The organism is Paenibacillus chitinolyticus NBRC 15660 (assembly GCF_000739915.1).
GTDB classification, from domain to species: domain Bacteria; phylum Bacillota; class Bacilli; order Paenibacillales; family NBRC-103111; genus Paenibacillus_F; species Paenibacillus_F chitinolyticus.
Map to the genome: position 1 here is coordinate 633,046 of NZ_BBJT01000002.1, position 16,477 is coordinate 649,522.

Sequence of the window (16,477 nt, forward strand, 5' to 3'; positions counted from 1 at the left end):
TTTCTTTTCTTTTTAAGGAGACATAATAGCGGTTATTTTCTCCTCATGTAAGCAGCGGCACGCCTAGCCTAGCCATCCAGAAAGCCTAAAAACCGGTAGTCTGTTCCGGCCCTGCCGTTCATGGCTGTTATAAACTGAGCTGCCCCGGTTTCCTCAAAAAAAGAAAGGCTGCCGGTTTCCGGCAGCCTTTATCTGTGAATATCTTCGGCGATTAGTTAGGGAGTGCCGCCTGATACTCGGTCCAAAGCGTATTCACATTCGTGCCCGTAAGCTCCTGGATTTTGCCTTCTGTCCAATCCTGTCCGTCAAACGGGGTCAGGCTTGCATTCAGCTCGCGGACAAATCCGGGCTTTTTCGTGTCTTCGATCCAGCGGAAGAAGTTGCCCGTCGTGCCGTAACCGTCCTGCCACGTTCCGCCCTTGGTCATGTTGTAACGGTTATGATAGCCGACTGTGAAGCGGATTGTATCCGCCAGACCCTCGACCATGTAGCTGACACCGCCGACGCTTTTGTCGGCATACCGGTTGTCGTCGTACTGGTAGCAGTGCGTCAGCTCGTGGTACAGGACGCCGAGAATTTCGTCACGCACCGACTTGCCCGGCTCGTTTGCGATATCCCGCAAAAACCGGGAGCTGAAGCCGACCGTTTTCTGGATGTGGTCGCCCGACGCCCATGCCACTCCGGGAACGTCTTCGATCGTGACCTTGATTTTCTGCACACCCTGAGATTCGCTCGGATTGTTGTACAGCAGTTCGTTTACTTTGCGCACGATAACCCGGATATCGTCGGTCGCATTAGGCAGCGCCTGGTCGAACAGTTGGCCGTTGCCTGCGGCGTCAAGATTTTGGACCTCGATGACCGGGTTCACCGCATGCCACATATCATCCTTGCGCGAGAATTCGACTTCACCGAGCTGCAGGATGCCCCCGCTGTGATTGGTAATATTGTTCAGCCGGTAGTATTGGTAAGCGGTGTTGTTGCCGTTCAGGACGTAATGATTCCGCTGATGCCGGAGTCCGAACGATTCATCGCTCTTGGAATCCAGGTTCGTCCATGTGGCATTATCGTTGGACCCCTGAAGCACCCAGCTTTTGGGATCGCGTTCGGAAAAGTCGTTGGCGGCCGAAAGCGCGTAGCCGTCGATCGTGACGGGTTTGCCGAAATCGAACTTCAGCCAGCCCGTGGCATTGAATGTCAGCCATTTGGTCACGCTGGTTCCGTCCACCAGATTATCTTTGCCTTCGTTAGGCGTATTTTCAGCGCTGGCCGTAACGGTCGGCTTAATCGTGGTCCATGTATCGACGGAGCCGTCGAATAATTTGATTTCCGAGATCTGGAGGATTCCCCCCGAATGGTTTGTAATGCTGTCGAGTTTAAAATATTTAAAAGAGGACGCGTTCGCTAACGAGTAGGATTTTGTCTGATTGCGGTATGTAAAATCTTCATTTTGCCGTGTATCGAGTACGGTCCACGTCGATCCGTCATTGGAGCCTTTGAGCACCCAGCTTTTCGGGTCTCTTTCGGGAAAATCTTCAGCGGCCGTAATCGTATAAGAGGTGACCGTCTTCGCGGTGTCGAGTTTGACTTGAATCCAGCCTGTGGAACTGAACGTAAGCCATTTTGAGTAAAGAGACTGGTCGAATGCGCTTTCCTTGGTCTGGGTCGGCGCATATTCGCCGCTTGCCGTTACGGATCCTCCCGCCGCCACATTTTTGGGGGTAGTCGTAGACGTCGTTTGAGCCGCCTCTGCCGTAGGAACGCCGAAACTGCCGATCAAACTCAGTCCCAGAAAAGCCGTTGCCGTCAGGTAAGTCAATTTTTTCATGGTTTTCTCCCATCCTTCTCTCTCGTTTTGGCCAAACCGAAATCCAGAGTTATCCACTTGGATTCTTCTTCATTTTAGCAGAAACATGCAATTTTTATCTATTGAGGTTTTTTATGCTTTTTCTGGCTGAACCTGATTTTATGCCAATTAAAAAGCCGTTTCCCGCAATAGGAAACGGCTTGCTGGGAGGATCGCCGCCAATTCCGCCGGAAACCGGCTCACCCCCTATCCGTTCACGCCGACCTCCGCCGCACCGCGTCTGCTGAAATGCCCGGCTTCGGCCCGTTCCAGGCCCAAGTGATCCCGCAGCGTGGTCCCGCTGTATTCCGTACGGAAAAGACCTCTGCGCTGCAGAATCGGAACCACCTCGTCGGTAAACGTCTCAAGGTCTCCCGGCAGGACCGGCCCCATGACATTGAACCCGTCGCATGCTTTCTCCTGGAACCACTGTTCCATGAGATCCGCAAGCTGCTCCGGTGTGCCGACGAATTGCAAGTGTCCCCGGGCGCCCAAAATCCTCTGCCCCAGCTCCCGGATGGAAAGCCCCTCGGAACGGGCGGTATCCATAATAAGCTGGACGCGGCTTTTCATCCCGTTGGACTTCTCCACCGGATCGGGAATATCGGGCAGCGGGCCGTCCGACGGGTAAGCCGACAGATCGTGGCTGACCATGCCGGAAAGGGCCATGACGGCCAGCTCGGTCGGGATAAGATCCGTCAGCTCCCGCTCTTTGCGCCGGGCTTCCTCCACCGTCGACCCGAGAATCGGGGATATCCCCGGCATAACTTTGAGGCTGCCCGGCTTTCTTCCCGCTCCGGACAGCCTGCCGTTGACGGCGGCATAGAACGCTCTGGCCGCCTCCAGCGACTGCTGCGCGGTGAATATCACCTCGCCGTAACGGGAAGCGAACTCCTGTCCCTGCCGGGACGAGCCCGCCTGGATCAGGACCGGATTCCCCTGGGGAGGGCGGGGAACATTCAGCGGCCCTTTGCTGGAGAACCATTTTCCCTGGTAATCGACCGCCTTCACCTTGCCGGGATCGGCATAGATACCCGCTTCCCGGTCGAGCACCAGCGCGTCATCGTCCCAGCTGTCCCACAGCCGGGTGACCGCTTCGACGAATTCCTCGGCCATCTCGTAGCGGAGCGCATGATCGGGGTGCTTCGGCAAACCGTAGTTATGGGCTTCGATATCGAGCTGGGAGGTCACGATGTTCCAGCCCGCACGCCCCTTGCTGATATAATCGAGCGACGCGAACTTACGGGCCACATTGTAAGGATGATTGTAGGTCGTGGATACGGTCGCCGTAAGGCCGATCCGTTTTGTCACGGCGGCCAGAGCCGACAGCAGCGTTATAGGGTCCAGCATGCCCGAGGCCGCCATATCCACATGCTGCACATACAACAAGTCCGCGAAAAAAATCATGTCGAACTTGCCCCGTTCGGCCGTTTCGGCAATGGAGCGGTAGAGGTCGAAGTCGTACATCCCCTCCACCCCGGATTCCGGGTGGCGCCAGCCCGCATGATGATGGCCGGCATAATAAATGAAAGCTCCCAGATGGAGCTGGTCCGTACGTTTTGTCATCCGCATTCAACCTCCTCTAATTCAAATGTTTCGCTCAACCCTTGAACGTATCCCGCCAGCCCAGCCAGCGTCTCTCCAAAGCGCGGACCGCGAGGTCCGATAATGAACCGACGCACGCGAACAGGATAATCCCGACGAATACGATATCCGTATTCGAATACGTCCGGGCATCCTCGATCATGTATCCGATGCCCGCGCTCGTTCCCATCAGTTCGGCGAAAACGAGTACGAGCCACGAAACGCCCATAGCCAGACGCAGACCGAGCAAAATGTGAGGCAGCGCGGAAGGGATAATGAGTTTCCTCAGCTGCTGAATGCGCGAATACCGCAAAATGCGGGTCACCTCGTAAAGCTTGGAATCCACACCCCGGATTCCCGTGAACGTATTGAGGTAGACCGGGAAAAAAGCGGCCAGCGAAATCATCAGAATTTTGCTGAATTCCCCGATTCCGAACCACAGAATAAACAGCGGAATCAGCGCCAGCAGCGGAACCGTCTTCAGCATCTGGAGCGATGGGTCCAGCGTCCGTTCGATCATTTTGCCGATTCCGGTGAACAGCCCGGTCAGAAGCCCGGCAAGCGCCCCAAGCCCAAAACCGCTTGCGGCCCGGACGAAGCTGACGCCGATATGCCGTAGCAGCTCGCCGTTCAGGCCCAGCTCGGCGAAGCGCCGGGCAATGTCTGAAGGCGTCGGCAGCTGCTCCTTTCCGACCAGCCCGCTCATTCCGGCCGCCTGCCATACCGCCAGCAGGACGAACGGGACAAGCAGGCCGTGCGTCCAGAACGGGAACACTCCGAGCCAGCCCAAGTCTTTGACCGTCCTGCCATAGACGTTCGGAGCCGTTTTGCCCGAAAACGTTTGGCCGGAGCCTTTTGCGGATACGGATACGGATTTCCCCATGCTTATCCTCCTTCCCCACGGAAGCTGTCTCTCCAGCGAAGCAGCCTGCGCTCGGCCAGAAGTACGAGCGAGTCGGACAGCTTGCCCATCACCGCGAACACGACAATACCGACGAACATAACCGTCGTGAGCGACATGGATCGGGCATCATTGATCATAAAACCGATGCCGGTGCTGGAGCCCATCATCTCGGCGACGACCAGCCCAAGCCATGCGACGCCGAGCGACAGCCGGGTGCCGAGCAGGATATTGGGCAGAGATGCGGGCATAATCAGCTTGGCGATCATCTGAAAACGGCTGAACTCAAGCACCCTGGCCACGTCGAACCATTTATTGTCCACCGAGCGTATCCCCAGGAAGGTTTGAATGTACAGCGGGAAAAAAGACCCTTTCGCAATCAGAAGAAGCTTGGATTCCTCCCCGAAGCCGAACCAGAGAATGAACAACGGCGCGATTGCCAAATGCGGCAGCGTGCGCAACATTTGAAACATGGGATTCAGCAGTCTTTCCGCTTTGTACGAAAATCCGACCCACAACCCGGCCGCAAGTCCGAGACTCCCTCCCAGCAGAAAGCCCGACAGCACTCTCCAGGCCGAGACCCCGAGATTGCGGAACAGCTCCCCGCTGAGCAGCATCGCCCCGAATTCGCCGAGTATATCGGCCGGGGTCGGCAGCAGGATGGGATTCAGCCACCCGGCGGAACCGGCGATCTGCCATCCTGCAAGCAGACTGAGGGGAAGCAGTAGTCCGGCGAGCCGGTTAACCGCAAGAAGAGATTTCTTGCGTGATTTTCCGGCCCCAGGCGTACCGCCGAACCGTTTGCCGTCCATAAGTTTGTTTCGGGTACTCGCCGAAAGCATGTGCAGCGCCTCTCTTTCGGATCTTATTTGACCGCGGAGGCCGCTTTAAGAGCCTCTTCGATAAACGTGTTGTTGACGGCGTCGGCCACTTTGATCTTCTTGCGGATCGTTCCCGCCGATTCCTGAAAATCGGCCGTTTTCTGCAGCTCCGCAGCCGTTGCCTCACTGACCGGAATATTGATCGATTTCGAACGTGTCAGCATACCCCCGACGACCGCTTCCGGTATTTTGTAATCCGCCGCATACCGTTTCAGAACTTCCGCGGAGTTCTGTTCTTCCCACAGCCTCGTCTTCTCAAGAACGGACAAATAGACGGTGGCGAGTTCCGGGTATTTATCCGCAATCTCTTTGCGTACGATGACGAAGGACGGGGCCAGAACACCCAAAGTCTCCCCTTCGGCCAGCACTTTTCCTTTTCCCGTCAACGTGTTGACGGTAATATACGGGTCCCAGGTCGCCCAGGCGTCTACCTTGCCGGAGTCGAAGGCGGGCTGCGCTTCGTTCGGCTGCAGCTGGATGACCTGAACGTCCGCAGGATTAACCCCGGCATCGTGCAATCCCCGGGTCAGCAGATTGTAAGCGTTGCTGCCCTTCGTAACGGCAACCTTCCTGCCCTTCAAATCCCGGATATCCTTGAGCGGGCTGTTCGCCGGAACGATAATGGCCGTATTCCGCTTGCCGTCGAGTATCTGGGAAATCATTTCGAACTTGATTCCGGCCGATTGGGCGGCGATGACCGGCATATTGCCGAGGGAAGCGAAATCCAATTTGTCCGAGGCCATCGCTTCCGTCATGGGCGGACCGCTTTGAAATTCCGCCCATTCGACTTTTACGCCAAGCGGTTCGTAGGCTTTCTCGAACCATTTCTCTTCCCTCGCTTTGGCGTACATGCCCCCGCTTCCCTGGACGCCGAGCTTAAGGGTGAGCCCCTTATAATCCGGCTTGCCTCCGTTTGCGGATGGGGACGTTTCTCCATTTTTGGCGCAGCCGGCCGCAATCAGAACCGTAACAAACAGAAGCAGCGCCGTTGTCCATATTTTCATATTCGTATCTCTCCTCCGTATGATTTCAAATTTACGCCGGATATTAAAACAACAAAATCGATCCGTTTAATTGGTTTTAAGAAATAAAAAATGGCCGCAGGACTAAAGCAGGTTCGTTCCCCGCTTGTTTGCCTACCGCCAATCTCCAGTTGTCTGGTCGAATGCGTTAAGAGATCTGGATTTGAATTCGGTTTTTTGTTCCACAACCTGAATATTCATTCGGTTTGTTACCAGCATTGTATCAGGCTGAAAAGAAGACTGTCAACAACTTTTTCCTATCGGTTAAATCGGAATTGAATCAAGCTTCAAAAAACCGGATCAGCGCGTCCGCGTCAATCGATACGGGAATTTCGAAACCCGGCGCCCTCTGCAGGGTCAGACCTTGAATCAGACTCACATAATAAAAAGCGAGCTGCAGCGGATCGCCGGCTATAATATCCCCCCGGCCTTGTCCATCCTTCATAATGCGAGCGATCGGCTGAAGATTGGCCGTAAACCGGTCCGTGACGGCCTGCCTGATCTCCGCCGGGACGGTTTCGGTCGTCCGTGCGCTCTGCAGCATGATCGTGTAGGCCCAATTGATCGGATTGGCAAGCCAGCCCGCGGCGAATTCGTGCAGCTTAACCAGCGGCGGCATCGTTTGCTCGTCGGCAAGTTCCGCCGCTCTCTTTCCGTAATCGAGCTGTCCGCGCTTTAACACGTCGGCGAAAATCTCGTCTTTGGAGCTGAAATAATGGTACATCGTGCCGATGCTGATGCCGGCCGCCTTTGCGATATCGCTGATGCTCGCGGCACCGAATCCTTTTGACGAAATGACCGTTATGGCTGCGTCCAGAATGAGCTGAACCCGTTCTTCTCTGACGCGTAAATCCCGTTCCGCATTTCTCGGCGACACCCGGTTCCCTCCTTACGGACTGCTCCGTATTTACTGGCTTCCCTGCGTCTATGATAATCAACCCGACCTCAAAAGCCAAGAGCATCGGATCGCACAGGCTCATCGGACGTAAAAAAAAGCATCCCTTCTCCCTGGTTCGGAAGAGGGGGATGCTATGCACTTGCGCCGCTTACAGTTTGCCGCCTTCAGTAATGACGTCGTTCGGATCGGTACTTGCGCCGAGCTCCTCTTTTACGTACGTATTGTAAAGCTTCAGCAGAAACTTCTCCTGCCCGAGCGTTTCCAGCTCCTTGTTCACCCAGTCCCGGAGCTCGGTATTCCCTTTCTTGACCGCCGGAGCGATCGGCGCTTCTTTCTCCAGCTTCTCCGGGATAAGCGTGAAGCCGGGGTTCTGGCGGGACCAGGCGAAGAGAACGAAATTATCCTGCGCATAGCCGTCTCCGCGCCCGTCTTTCAGCGCTTGCAGCGATTCGGTATTTCTCTCGTACTTTACCAGCTCTACGTCCGGGCGGTTTTTAGTCAGAAACAGATCGGCGGTCGTGCCCTTCGTGACGATAATTTTTTTGCCCTTCAGATCGGCCAGCGTCTTAAGCCCGCTTTTCTCGGATACGAGCACCTGTGTCGCCACTTTCATCGTGGGATTCGTAAAATCCACCGCTTCCTTGCGCTCGTCGGTCACCGTCATATTCGCCACAATGAGATCCACCTTATCGCTTTGCAGAAACGGGATGCGGCTGGCGGGCTCGACCGTCACGAACTCGATCTTCGATTCGTCTCCGAGCAGATCCTTCGCAAAACGTTTGGCCAGATCGCTGTCGAAGCCGATCTTATTCCCTTTGTCGTCGGTAAAGCCGAACGGGGGCTTGTCCGTGAATACGCCTACGATCAGCTTGCCCCGGTCTTTGATTTTCCCGATACTTCCTCCGCCGCTCTCTCCGGCCGATGCGGGTTTGGCTCCGCTTCTCGTTGCGTCTTTCGAATCTTTGACGGCTCCGCAAGCAGCCAATACGCCCGCAAGCAGAAGAACCGCCGCCCATATGGCGATTGTTTTTCTCATACTTCTTCTCTCCCTTTTCCGGTCTCTATTTCGAAAAAACGATTTAAAAATTGCCGTGCGCGGCCGCTTTGCGGACGGTTGAAAAAAGCGTCCGGAGGCGCGATTTCGCAAATTTCGCCCCCGTCCATAAAAACGATCCGGTCGGCAACCGCCCGGGCGAATCTCATCTCGTGAGTCACGATGAGCATGGTCATGCCCTCACGGGCCAAGTCCAGCATCACCTCCAGCACTTCTTTCACCATCTCGGGATCGAGCGCCGCCGTGACTTCGTCGAACAGCATCACCTCGGGCCGCATGCAAAGCGCCCGGACGATGGCGATCCGCTGCTGCTGGCCGCCCGATAGCTGACGGGGATAAGCGTTCTTTTTATCCAGCAGGCCAACGCGCGACAGCAGCTTCTCCGCATCCGCGGCCGCTTCGCGCCGGCTCCGTTTTTGTACTTTCAGCGGTCCCAGCAAAATATTATCGAGCACCGTCATATGCGGGAACAGATGATAGCTCTGAAAAACCATGCCGATTTTCTGCCGGGTTACCCGCCACGGCACTTTTCCGGCGTTCAGGTCTTCCCCTTTAAACAAAAGGGTGCCGCCCTGTATCGGTTCGAGCCCGTTCAAACACCGGAGCAGCGTGCTTTTGCCGCACCCGCTGGGGCCCAGAATGACGACGACCTCCCCGGCTGCCACATCCAGATCAATCCGCTTGAGCACACGGTGCCCGTCGAACGATTTCTCCACTTGTCTAAGCTGCAGAAGCCTTTCCCCCATAAGAACCTCCTTTCCGGCCGTACAGCAGGCTAGCCCGCCCATCTTTTTTCCAGTCTTCGCGAGAACACGGACAGCGGGTAGCATAAGGCAAAATACAGCAGAGCCATCAAGCCGTAAATAACGACGGAGGCGTAGGAAAGCGTGTAATGGCGTTCAATGATCTGCTGGCCCGATTTGATCAGTTCCGGCACACCCACCAGCACCGTCAGAGAACTTGTCATGACAATCCGCGTAAAAACGTTGATCGCCGGCGGCGCCATACGCCTGACCGCCTGCGGGACAAGTACGTAAACCAGCAGCTGCCGCCCGCTCAGTCCCAAGGATTTCGCGGCCTCCGTCTGCCCTTTGGGGAGAGACTGCAGGGCTCCCCGGACAATTTCCCCGATTTCGGTCATCCCCCACAGCGACAGGACAAGCAGGGCCGAAGCGAATGCGGGAAGATGAATGTCGAACAGAATCGGCAGCCCGAAGAAAAAGAAAAACAGCCAAACCAGGATCGGAACGCTGCGGACCAGCTCTAGAATCACTCTGGACAGCAGACGCGGGAGAAGCAGCCGCGAAGTTCTAAGCAGCCCGAAACCGATTCCTCCGGCCACGCTGAACACAATGGTCAGAAGCGAGATCCGCAGCGTCGCCCACAGCCCTTCCCCAAGCTGAGGCAGGCTCCTAAAGAGAAGCTCATAAGCCGAAAGCGCCATGCCGGTACCTCCTTTCCAGGTAACCGAGCAGAAAGGACAGCGGCAGAAAAATAACGAGATAACAGAGCGTCATCATCAGAAGCATCTCGTAGGTTTTGTAATAGAGCGAAATGTAACTGGTCGTCGTATAAAGCAGCTCCGGTACCGCAATCGCCGACACGACCGTTGTTTCTTTCAGCAGGAAAATAAAGTTCGCGAATAACGACGGGATGGAAATCCGCAGCGCCTGCGGCAGGATGACATACCGGAACAGCTGCCATTTCGAAAGCCCGATGGCAAGCCCCGATTCCGACTGCGACTTCTCTACGGCCTCCATGCCCGAACGGAACACCTCCGTAAAATAGCCGCCGCCCAGGAAGGACATCGCAATAAAAACCGTCGTCATCGCGGACAATTTTATCCCCAGCTGCGGCAAGGCGAAATACAGAAAAAACAACTGGATAAGCAGCGGGGTGTTTCTCGCTAATTCAATATGCAGCCGGACGGCCCAGGTCAAGGGACGGATGCGGAAAAACAAAATAAACGAATGAATAACAGCCACGAAAAGGGAAAAAAAGATGGCGATGCCCCCGATTCTGAGCGTTTCCCCTCCGGCTCGCACAAAATCGGGCAGATGTTTCCACATAAAGTCCGTATCGAGATGCACAATTCCCCTCCTAGTATTAATCCTTCTATTCGTACCCGATTACAAGGTTTAAAGACAGCCTTATACCGGATCGGAATTTCCTCCCACCTCCCGTGTACATAAAAAACAGCCCGCGGCTATCACCTGATGGGTCCGCCTGAGGCTGTCTGGATAGGAAAAAAGTCATGCTGTTCAACCCCGCACGGAGCAGGACGATGCCTTATTTCCATATTTTATAACATATTTTTCCAAGCTGTCAACTTGGTTTTATTGCTCTTCTCTTTAAACCAATTCGGAAATATAGAGCGGAACGGCTCCCTTCTCTGCCCGGAACCCAAGCGAACGGTAAAAGGACTCCGCTTCCGCGTAAGAAATCAGCACTTTTGTTTTGTATTCCCTATACTTGCCGAGAATCTCGGTCATCAGCTCTTTGCCGATCCCCTGATTCTGGTAATCCGGCCTCACCAGCATGTAATGAAAATATGCCGTCATTACCCCGTCAGAAAGGGCGTTGACCAGCCCGACCAGCTTATCGCCGTGCCAGGCCGTCACGACCGAGTGGGAATTCAGAATCGCCTGATGCAGCTCTTCAGGGTGTTTTCCCGATTCCCAATCTACGGACAGGAACAACTGCCGGAGCTTGTCTGCATCGACTTCGTTGGAATGACTATAGCGGATGTCCAATTAGATGAATCCTCCTTGACGGTTTCAGCTCAGCACCTCAACGACAAAGCCGCCCGGGGCTTTTACATAAAATGTCCAGCCGTGCATTCTTTGAGGCGGCTCCACATCGAACCCGTCCTCTCTCAGACGCCGGTTGATCTCGTTTACCTTCTCTTCGCTTTCCTGGATAAAACCGATGTGAAACGTTTTCGGATAGCTGACTTCCGCGCCTTTCATCAGGGTCAGGACCGCTCCGTTGTCATCGGACAATACCGCGAATGCGCTTCCGCGCGTACTCCGCGTTGTCAAACCGAAATACGTTTCCAGAAAAGCCTGGGACGCCGGGACGTCCGTAACCGTCAAATTAAGATGGTTCAGCTTCATCTTCCGCACCGCCTTTGAACAGATTTGAAATGCGTGATCCGTTCTTTATAGTCTACACCCTTTTGTATTCCTCCGCACCCAATTCCTGGATACGGTTCAGCACGGACTCCCACTCCCGTCTCATCAGTTCCCGCATGTATACATCGTCCAGCATTTCCTGATGAATGGAAATCGTGGTCCCTCCCGACTTTGCGGCCGTGAAGGTAATTTGAAGACGTGAGGGATTCGGCCATTCCTTACGCTTCCAAGTCATCCGGAGCTTTCGAAACGGATCGACCACGGTAAGTTTCCCCGTAATGCCTTCGGCGGAAGCAAATTACGCCCCTTTCTCCAATGGAAACGCGGACACGCTTCCGATCCACAACGCCAATCCTTCCCTCGAAGTCAGATAGTTCCAGGCTAGCGGAACGGATATCGCAGCCGTTTTTCTTACCCCGATCTGAACGCCGGCGTCCTTTGTCACACCGACGGGAGTCCTGCCCAAATAGGGAGCGTACATGGCAGCCAGCCATTCTCCCCACTCGCCTGAAACGCCGTAACAGCGGCAAATGTGATCCCTGATTTCCTCGTGCGACCAAAGCTCGTTCACGGAACGCTGGAGCTTGACGACCCATTCTTCCCAGGTAATCCCCGTTTCCATCCGAATGTTTTCTTTAAAAAGTGCTCCGGGCATACCCGTTCCTCCTGACAGTTAGTTAGTTACCCGCGATCGGCAAAAGAGCCGCTGCAAGTTTTCCCGGCGGATAATCCGGACGATCCCGGAAAAGCTTCTCCAGCATGTCCATCACGGCAAGCACCCGGTCCTCCCGCCAAGGCGCGGCCGCGACCTGGACACCGACAGGCAGCCCGGCGCTGTTCGGGTCCGCTTGCGCAGCGGCCCGTACCAGTCTGTCCCGGCTTCGGACGACCCGCATTACAGCCGCTTCCCCGTCCCGCACCTGACTGAGGCTAACGACCCCTGCAGGCATGCCGAGATAATTATACAATAACGCATAAGAGCCCTCGTACGTCATTGCGAGAGAATGATCGTGCGGGATTGCAGGCGTAAGGAAGGGCGGCGACAACAGGACGTCGACCTGCTGCCGCTCCATCTCCGCCGCGAACTTTTCCCGGTAGGCTTGGCGCAGCTCCACGGCTTGTCCGAGTTCCGCCCGGGTTTTGCGCCCGAGGCAAGGAACAATGTGCGTGCCGGCGATTTTCTGACCCACTCCCCGCAGGATCAGCGCCAGCATACGATTCGCCGTCCGCGAACGACCGAAGGAACGGCGTATGCCTTCCACCTGCGGGACAAGCGCATCCGTGCCGGCCGTCTCCGCAATGCCTTCCGCCCCGGCGGCCGACATCAGCGCGTAGAACTGCTGCAGAGCCAAAGCCGGCTCCGGCAGGCGGAACGGCTTCACGGTCACGCCTCGGGCACGCAGAGCCTCCGCGGCGTCCAGGACCGCCCGCTCCACGGCGGGAGACGGCGGCAGAATGCCGTCCGACGTGTAGTAGCCGATCCGCAGCTCTGCCGGACGGGTTTCCCCGGGCCGCTGCAGGGGATGCACCTGCAGCGTCTCCGGCGCGGCGAGCACGTCCATGGCGAGCGCGAGGTCTTCGACCTTCCGCGCCAGCGGGCCGGTGCTCGCCATCTCCGCCGCCTCGCGGCAGATATGCACGATGCCCGCCGGAGGGCGCGAGGCTACCCGGCCCGGCGTCGGCTTTAGCCCGTGGACGCCGCAGAAGTGCGCCGGCGTGCGGATGGAGCCGCCGACATCCGTGCCGAGACCGAGCGGCGATCCGCCCGCCGCGATAAGGGCGGCTTCACCGCCGCTGCTTCCGCCGGACGAACGCCCGGCGGGGTTCCATGGGCTGCTTGTGCGCCCGAATACGGGGTTGACAGTTTCGCAGCCCATGAGCAGCTGCATCGCATTCGTCTTCGCCAGAACGACCGCCCCGGCCCGGCGGAGAGCGGCGACGGCCGGATCGTCCTCGGAAGAGGGCGCCGTGCGGCCCGCCAGCCCCCACGTGGACGGCGTTCCCGCCGCGTCAAGAGATTCTTTGACACTGACAGGCACTCCGTGCAGCGGACCGAGCGGTTCTCCGGAAGCGGTCAGCCGGTCCGCTTCCGCCGCTGCCCGGCGCGCCTCCTCGAACAGCGGAACGGCAACCGCTCCGATCAGCGGCTGGATCTGTCGGATCCGGGCGATATGCGCCTCCACAAGCTCTCTCGACGTCCATCTGCCCGCCTTAATTCCGCGGGCCATTTCGGCGGCGCCGAGCTCCGGCAGCTTTGCATATGAAACGTGCGATATAGCTTCCGGACTGCTTATGTCGGAAGAAGCGAGTGTATCCGGTCTTTGTCCATGAATATTCATCATGATTCACACCTTCTCCTCTCTTCCCGGCTTTCCGGACCGGTCAATTCGGCTCCGGGTTCCATCGCCAATTCCTCGTCTATCCATCGCAGAGAAAATTCGATCTGTGCGATTCCCATCTCCAGCGTTTTCAGACGAAACGCATCGGTTTCCGGATCGTTCAGCGCTCCCCTCCGCATATGAAGAAGGCCTTCCCTCGTATCCGTCATTCTCTCTCTCTCCTCCAGCAGCCAGCCTCGAATCTGCCCCTCTGCGGCATACCGGCCGAAGAAATAACGGACGAGCAAATCCGATTTCTGCACTCCAGGCGACAAGGGAGACTTCAAATAATCCGCAAACGACTGCCGCCCTTTCTCCGTAATGCGGACTATATTTTTGGAAGGTCTGCCCTCCTGGGGAACGACTTCTTTCTCAATAAGCCCTTCCTTTTCCATCCGCCTGAGCGCAGGGTAAATTCCGCTGAAAGTCGCTCCGAAGAAATGGGCGACTGACTCGTCGAACCGCTTTTTCAGCTCATAGCCGGTCATCGCTTCCCCGTAAATAAAACCCAAAATCACTTGTTCGATATTCATAGGAATGAACCGCCTTATTTATATGATCATTGATAATATAATTATAGATCATATGTTACCCTATATTTTTCCACCTGTAAATGGGGCCTTACTCCCTGATTCCGAATTTGCGTATACAAAAAAAGCCTCCCGCACCGGAAAGAGTGCGGAAAGCTATTTAGACGAACATCGGCCTCCGGGGACGGAATGCCTAGGTTTTCTTTTTTTCGTTAAGGTAGGGCTGGCCCGGGTTGGCGGGTTTTCCCGGTTCGCTCTGCACAGGAACAGAAACCGGCGGTCCGATACGGACCGATTCCATAATCGGCGCGAAGGCTTTGCCGGCAAGAGCCGCGTTGACATTGTAAGCGTTCTTCAGCACTTCCGGCGGAGTCAGCCGCAGGATATCGGAGCCGTGGACCGTCTCGGGCTGCCCGTGATTGAAGAACGCATGAAGATGCACCTTCTCGGAAACCGGCGTAATCCAGTGCCACCAGCCTGCGGGAACAAAAACTACCTGCCCTTCCTTGGCCCGGTAATTCACCAACTGGGGGCTGTCGGGGCACATCACCGAAATATCCGCTTCCCCCGCTACAACGACATGGAGCTCCCACGCGTTCGGATGCCAGTGGGGTTCCCGGATATGTCCCCTGCCGAGCCGCAGATCCGTAAAAGCTCCACCCGTCATAGGCGGAAGCTGGGTTGAGGTGACTTCATACGCCACGTTGTCTTCATTGCGCTTAAACAGCACGTTATCGCGTACGTTAAAGGCGAGATTGGGCATGCCGGAACTTTTGTGATAATCCGCCCGGCCGTCCCTATAACCGTATCCGCTCACTAGCCTAGCTCCTCTCCGCATTCCGCATCCCGCATTCATATCCTGCATTCCTTCATATATATGCCTTTAGCCGGAACATTATCCGAAAGCGGGAGAAGTACAAGCGCAAGCAGCCAAGCGGCGTAGGACAAGGTGCCCGCACACAACGGGCGTACTTCAGAGCCGAGCGCTATTCCAGCTCCATCGTCTGACCGGACGAAAACCGTTTCTCGATCTTTTTGCTGACGATCAGCGATACGACAACGAATAGGAGAACGTAGAGCAGTTGGTACGGATTCTCGATATATTTGGCCACATCGTAGCCGATATACGAAACGGTGAACACCATGATCCCTTTGCCGATCAGAACGGCCATCAGAAAAGAACGGAGGCGCATGCCGGCCAGTCCCGCCGCTATATTAATGACCACGAACGGTCCCACGGGAAACAGGCTCAGCAGAAAAACGTAGCTGTATGCGTTCCGCCGGATCCACTTCGTCGTTCTTGCGATTTTCGGCTTGCGGGCCAGCCTTTCGAGATAAGGATGACCGGCGATTTTACGGACGATCAGGAAGGTGACGAGACAGCCGCTCACGATTCCGATCCATGAGTAAAGAAAACCGGCCCACAGCCCGTAGACCGCCGCGTTTACCCCTACGATGAGCAAAGTCGGCAGGGGCGGGACAAACGATTTCATAAAAGTAAGCAAAATACCCGGAAACGGACCGAGCGACCGGTATTGTTCCAGTATCTGTTTTAAATTGTCTTCATTTGTTACATAGGACACGATGTCTGAAATATCCATGAATTCCGCTTTTTCCTTTCGGGGGGGCATTTGGAAGGTCATTTCCGCTAGCCTAAGCTTACCTTAAAACCCTCCTCTTTCCCACCCTTACTTCCGGGAAAACCGGGAAGCGTTTGCATACCTGCGTGCAGCTGCCTCTCTTTTTCCGAAAGCCTCTAATCCGCTCTGCCATCCGCCGCTTCTCTTATCTCCCATTCTTCATATGCTAGGGATAACTTACCGGATAAGGAGGCCGCATCCTGTGGTTCATACGAAAACCAAATCCTATACCTATAAAGTGGGCAAAAACACGTTTCTTGTCATCAAGATCTTCCAGACCGCAGTCGCCAAAACACGCAACGGAAATGCACTGGCAAGCAACGCAGCCAATGTGAAAGTGTTTAAAAAAGACAAAAAACGTTAACGGGACAAACCGCTTGGAAAGGAGGTGAAAAGCATGTCTAAACACCGGAAGAATCGCAAACATGTGAAACACACGAAAGTAAAAACGACTCGAAACACGGTCAATGTTAAGCAAGCGGCCAAGGCTCGTACGGGACAAGGCGGCAACGCTTTCGCCATCAACGCTTCGGATGTGGGGGTAGTAAGAACCGACGTAGCAGCCAAATAAGGAATCAGGACCCACGAGAGGGCGGCGCTCCGTGCGTCCGC

20 protein-coding genes are annotated in these 16,477 nt (G+C 55.7%); 2 read left to right on the forward strand and 18 right to left on the reverse strand.

What is annotated here, in order from left to right:
* Window positions 1-211 precede the first annotated feature (211 nt).
* From PCH01S_RS04290 to PCH01S_RS04370, 18 genes are all read right to left on the reverse strand, one after another.
* Complete coding sequence (locus tag PCH01S_RS04290; protein WP_042227091.1) at window positions 212-1,825, reverse strand: basic secretory protein-like protein; 1,614 nt, start codon at window positions 1,823-1,825, stop codon at window positions 212-214.
* A 225-nt stretch (window positions 1,826-2,050) separates the two neighbouring features.
* The gene (locus PCH01S_RS04295) at window positions 2,051-3,409 is read right to left on the reverse strand and encodes an LLM class flavin-dependent oxidoreductase (RefSeq protein ID WP_042227092.1); all 1,359 of its coding nucleotides are present in this window, start codon (window positions 3,407-3,409) and stop codon (window positions 2,051-2,053) included.
* Between the two features lie 34 nt (window positions 3,410-3,443).
* Window positions 3,444-4,310 (reverse strand): ABC transporter permease, encoded by an 867-nt coding sequence (locus PCH01S_RS04300; protein ID WP_053228645.1) that lies wholly within the window; start codon window positions 4,308-4,310, stop codon window positions 3,444-3,446.
* A gap of 2 nt (window positions 4,311-4,312) precedes the next feature.
* Window positions 4,313-5,170 carry an ABC transporter permease gene (locus PCH01S_RS04305; protein ID WP_084706520.1) on the reverse strand — a complete coding sequence of 286 codons (858 nt, stop codon included), beginning with the start codon at window positions 5,168-5,170 and terminating at the stop codon, window positions 4,313-4,315.
* A 23-nt stretch (window positions 5,171-5,193) separates the two neighbouring features.
* On the reverse strand, window positions 5,194-6,213 hold the full coding sequence (locus tag PCH01S_RS04310; protein ID WP_042227093.1) for an aliphatic sulfonate ABC transporter substrate-binding protein: 1,020 nt from the start codon (window positions 6,211-6,213) through the stop codon (window positions 5,194-5,196).
* Between the two features lie 298 nt (window positions 6,214-6,511).
* Window positions 6,512-7,108, reverse strand: a complete 597-nt coding sequence (locus PCH01S_RS04315; protein ID WP_042227094.1) for a TetR/AcrR family transcriptional regulator — start codon at window positions 7,106-7,108, stop codon at window positions 6,512-6,514.
* 169 nt (window positions 7,109-7,277) lie between these two features.
* The gene (locus tag PCH01S_RS04320) at window positions 7,278-8,165 is read right to left on the reverse strand and encodes a transporter substrate-binding domain-containing protein (protein WP_042227095.1); all 888 of its coding nucleotides are present in this window, start codon (window positions 8,163-8,165) and stop codon (window positions 7,278-7,280) included.
* Window positions 8,162-8,929 carry an amino acid ABC transporter ATP-binding protein gene (locus tag PCH01S_RS04325; protein WP_042227096.1) on the reverse strand — a complete coding sequence of 256 codons (768 nt, stop codon included), beginning with the start codon at window positions 8,927-8,929 and terminating at the stop codon, window positions 8,162-8,164. Before PCH01S_RS04325 ends, PCH01S_RS04320 begins: the two co-directional genes overlap by 4 nt.
* A 29-nt stretch (window positions 8,930-8,958) precedes the next feature.
* Window positions 8,959-9,627, reverse strand: coding sequence for an amino acid ABC transporter permease (locus tag PCH01S_RS04330; protein ID WP_042227097.1), 669 nt, complete (start codon window positions 9,625-9,627; stop codon window positions 8,959-8,961).
* The gene (locus PCH01S_RS04335) at window positions 9,608-10,273 is read right to left on the reverse strand and encodes an amino acid ABC transporter permease (protein WP_084706521.1); all 666 of its coding nucleotides are present in this window, start codon (window positions 10,271-10,273) and stop codon (window positions 9,608-9,610) included. The genes PCH01S_RS04330 and PCH01S_RS04335 overlap by 20 nt, the downstream gene beginning before the upstream one ends.
* Before the next feature lie 261 nt (window positions 10,274-10,534).
* Complete coding sequence (locus PCH01S_RS04340) at window positions 10,535-10,936, reverse strand: GNAT family N-acetyltransferase (RefSeq protein WP_042227098.1); 402 nt, start codon at window positions 10,934-10,936, stop codon at window positions 10,535-10,537.
* A gap of 24 nt (window positions 10,937-10,960) precedes the next feature.
* Window positions 10,961-11,299, reverse strand: a complete 339-nt coding sequence (locus PCH01S_RS04345; RefSeq protein WP_042227099.1) for a VOC family protein — start codon at window positions 11,297-11,299, stop codon at window positions 10,961-10,963.
* A gap of 52 nt (window positions 11,300-11,351) precedes the next feature.
* Window positions 11,352-11,579, reverse strand: coding sequence for an SRPBCC domain-containing protein (locus PCH01S_RS31225; protein ID WP_241688701.1), 228 nt, complete (start codon window positions 11,577-11,579; stop codon window positions 11,352-11,354).
* Between the two features lie 36 nt (window positions 11,580-11,615).
* Window positions 11,616-11,972, reverse strand: coding sequence for a hypothetical protein (locus PCH01S_RS31230; protein ID WP_241688702.1), 357 nt, complete (start codon window positions 11,970-11,972; stop codon window positions 11,616-11,618).
* 22 nt (window positions 11,973-11,994) lie between these two features.
* On the reverse strand, window positions 11,995-13,659 hold the full coding sequence (locus tag PCH01S_RS04355) for an amidase (protein ID WP_042227100.1): 1,665 nt from the start codon (window positions 13,657-13,659) through the stop codon (window positions 11,995-11,997).
* Complete coding sequence (locus PCH01S_RS04360; RefSeq protein ID WP_241688703.1) at window positions 13,656-14,228, reverse strand: PadR family transcriptional regulator; 573 nt, start codon at window positions 14,226-14,228, stop codon at window positions 13,656-13,658. Before PCH01S_RS04360 ends, PCH01S_RS04355 begins: the two co-directional genes overlap by 4 nt.
* Before the next feature lie 190 nt (window positions 14,229-14,418).
* Window positions 14,419-15,042 (reverse strand): cupin domain-containing protein, encoded by a 624-nt coding sequence (locus tag PCH01S_RS04365; RefSeq protein ID WP_042227101.1) that lies wholly within the window; start codon window positions 15,040-15,042, stop codon window positions 14,419-14,421.
* 169 nt (window positions 15,043-15,211) lie between these two features.
* A complete protein-coding gene (locus PCH01S_RS04370) occupies window positions 15,212-15,826 on the reverse strand; it encodes a TVP38/TMEM64 family protein (RefSeq protein WP_042227462.1) in 615 nt (204 codons plus the stop codon).
* Between the two features lie 241 nt (window positions 15,827-16,067).
* Here PCH01S_RS04370 and PCH01S_RS30765 point away from each other — a divergent pair, with 241 nt between their 5' ends.
* The gene (locus PCH01S_RS30765) at window positions 16,068-16,229 is read left to right on the forward strand and encodes a hypothetical protein (protein WP_164977141.1); all 162 of its coding nucleotides are present in this window, start codon (window positions 16,068-16,070) and stop codon (window positions 16,227-16,229) included.
* Between the two features lie 33 nt (window positions 16,230-16,262).
* Window positions 16,263-16,436 carry a hypothetical protein gene (locus PCH01S_RS30770; RefSeq protein WP_164977142.1) on the forward strand — a complete coding sequence of 58 codons (174 nt, stop codon included), beginning with the start codon at window positions 16,263-16,265 and terminating at the stop codon, window positions 16,434-16,436.
* The last annotated feature ends 41 nt before the right edge of the window (window positions 16,437-16,477 follow it).

Excerpts from the sequence above, each read along its gene's own strand:
- PCH01S_RS04360 (WP_241688703.1), bottom strand. The coding sequence starts at position 14,228 with ATGAATATCGAACAAGTGATTTTGGGTTTTATTTACGGGGAAGCGATG.
- PCH01S_RS04370 (WP_042227462.1), bottom strand. The coding sequence starts at position 15,826 with ATGGATATTTCAGACATCGTGTCCTATGTAACAAATGAAGACAATTTA.
- PCH01S_RS04310 (WP_042227093.1), bottom strand. The coding sequence starts at position 6,213 with ATGAAAATATGGACAACGGCGCTGCTTCTGTTTGTTACGGTTCTGATT.
- PCH01S_RS04345 (WP_042227099.1), bottom strand. The coding sequence starts at position 11,299 with ATGAAGCTGAACCATCTTAATTTGACGGTTACGGACGTCCCGGCGTCC.
- PCH01S_RS04320 (WP_042227095.1), bottom strand. The coding sequence starts at position 8,165 with ATGAGAAAAACAATCGCCATATGGGCGGCGGTTCTTCTGCTTGCGGGC.
- PCH01S_RS31230 (WP_241688702.1), bottom strand. The coding sequence starts at position 11,972 with ATGCCCGGAGCACTTTTTAAAGAAAACATTCGGATGGAAACGGGGATT.
- PCH01S_RS04290 (WP_042227091.1), bottom strand. The coding sequence starts at position 1,825 with ATGAAAAAATTGACTTACCTGACGGCAACGGCTTTTCTGGGACTGAGT.
- PCH01S_RS04305 (WP_084706520.1), bottom strand. The coding sequence starts at position 5,170 with ATGCTTTCGGCGAGTACCCGAAACAAACTTATGGACGGCAAACGGTTC.
- PCH01S_RS04330 (WP_042227097.1), bottom strand. The coding sequence starts at position 9,627 with ATGGCGCTTTCGGCTTATGAGCTTCTCTTTAGGAGCCTGCCTCAGCTT.
- PCH01S_RS04300 (WP_053228645.1), bottom strand. The coding sequence starts at position 4,310 with ATGGGGAAATCCGTATCCGTATCCGCAAAAGGCTCCGGCCAAACGTTT.
- PCH01S_RS04355 (WP_042227100.1), bottom strand. The coding sequence starts at position 13,659 with ATGATGAATATTCATGGACAAAGACCGGATACACTCGCTTCTTCCGAC.
- PCH01S_RS30770 (WP_164977142.1), top strand. The coding sequence starts at position 16,263 with ATGTCTAAACACCGGAAGAATCGCAAACATGTGAAACACACGAAAGTA.
- PCH01S_RS04325 (WP_042227096.1), bottom strand. The coding sequence starts at position 8,929 with ATGGGGGAAAGGCTTCTGCAGCTTAGACAAGTGGAGAAATCGTTCGAC.
- PCH01S_RS04295 (WP_042227092.1), bottom strand. The coding sequence starts at position 3,409 with ATGACAAAACGTACGGACCAGCTCCATCTGGGAGCTTTCATTTATTAT.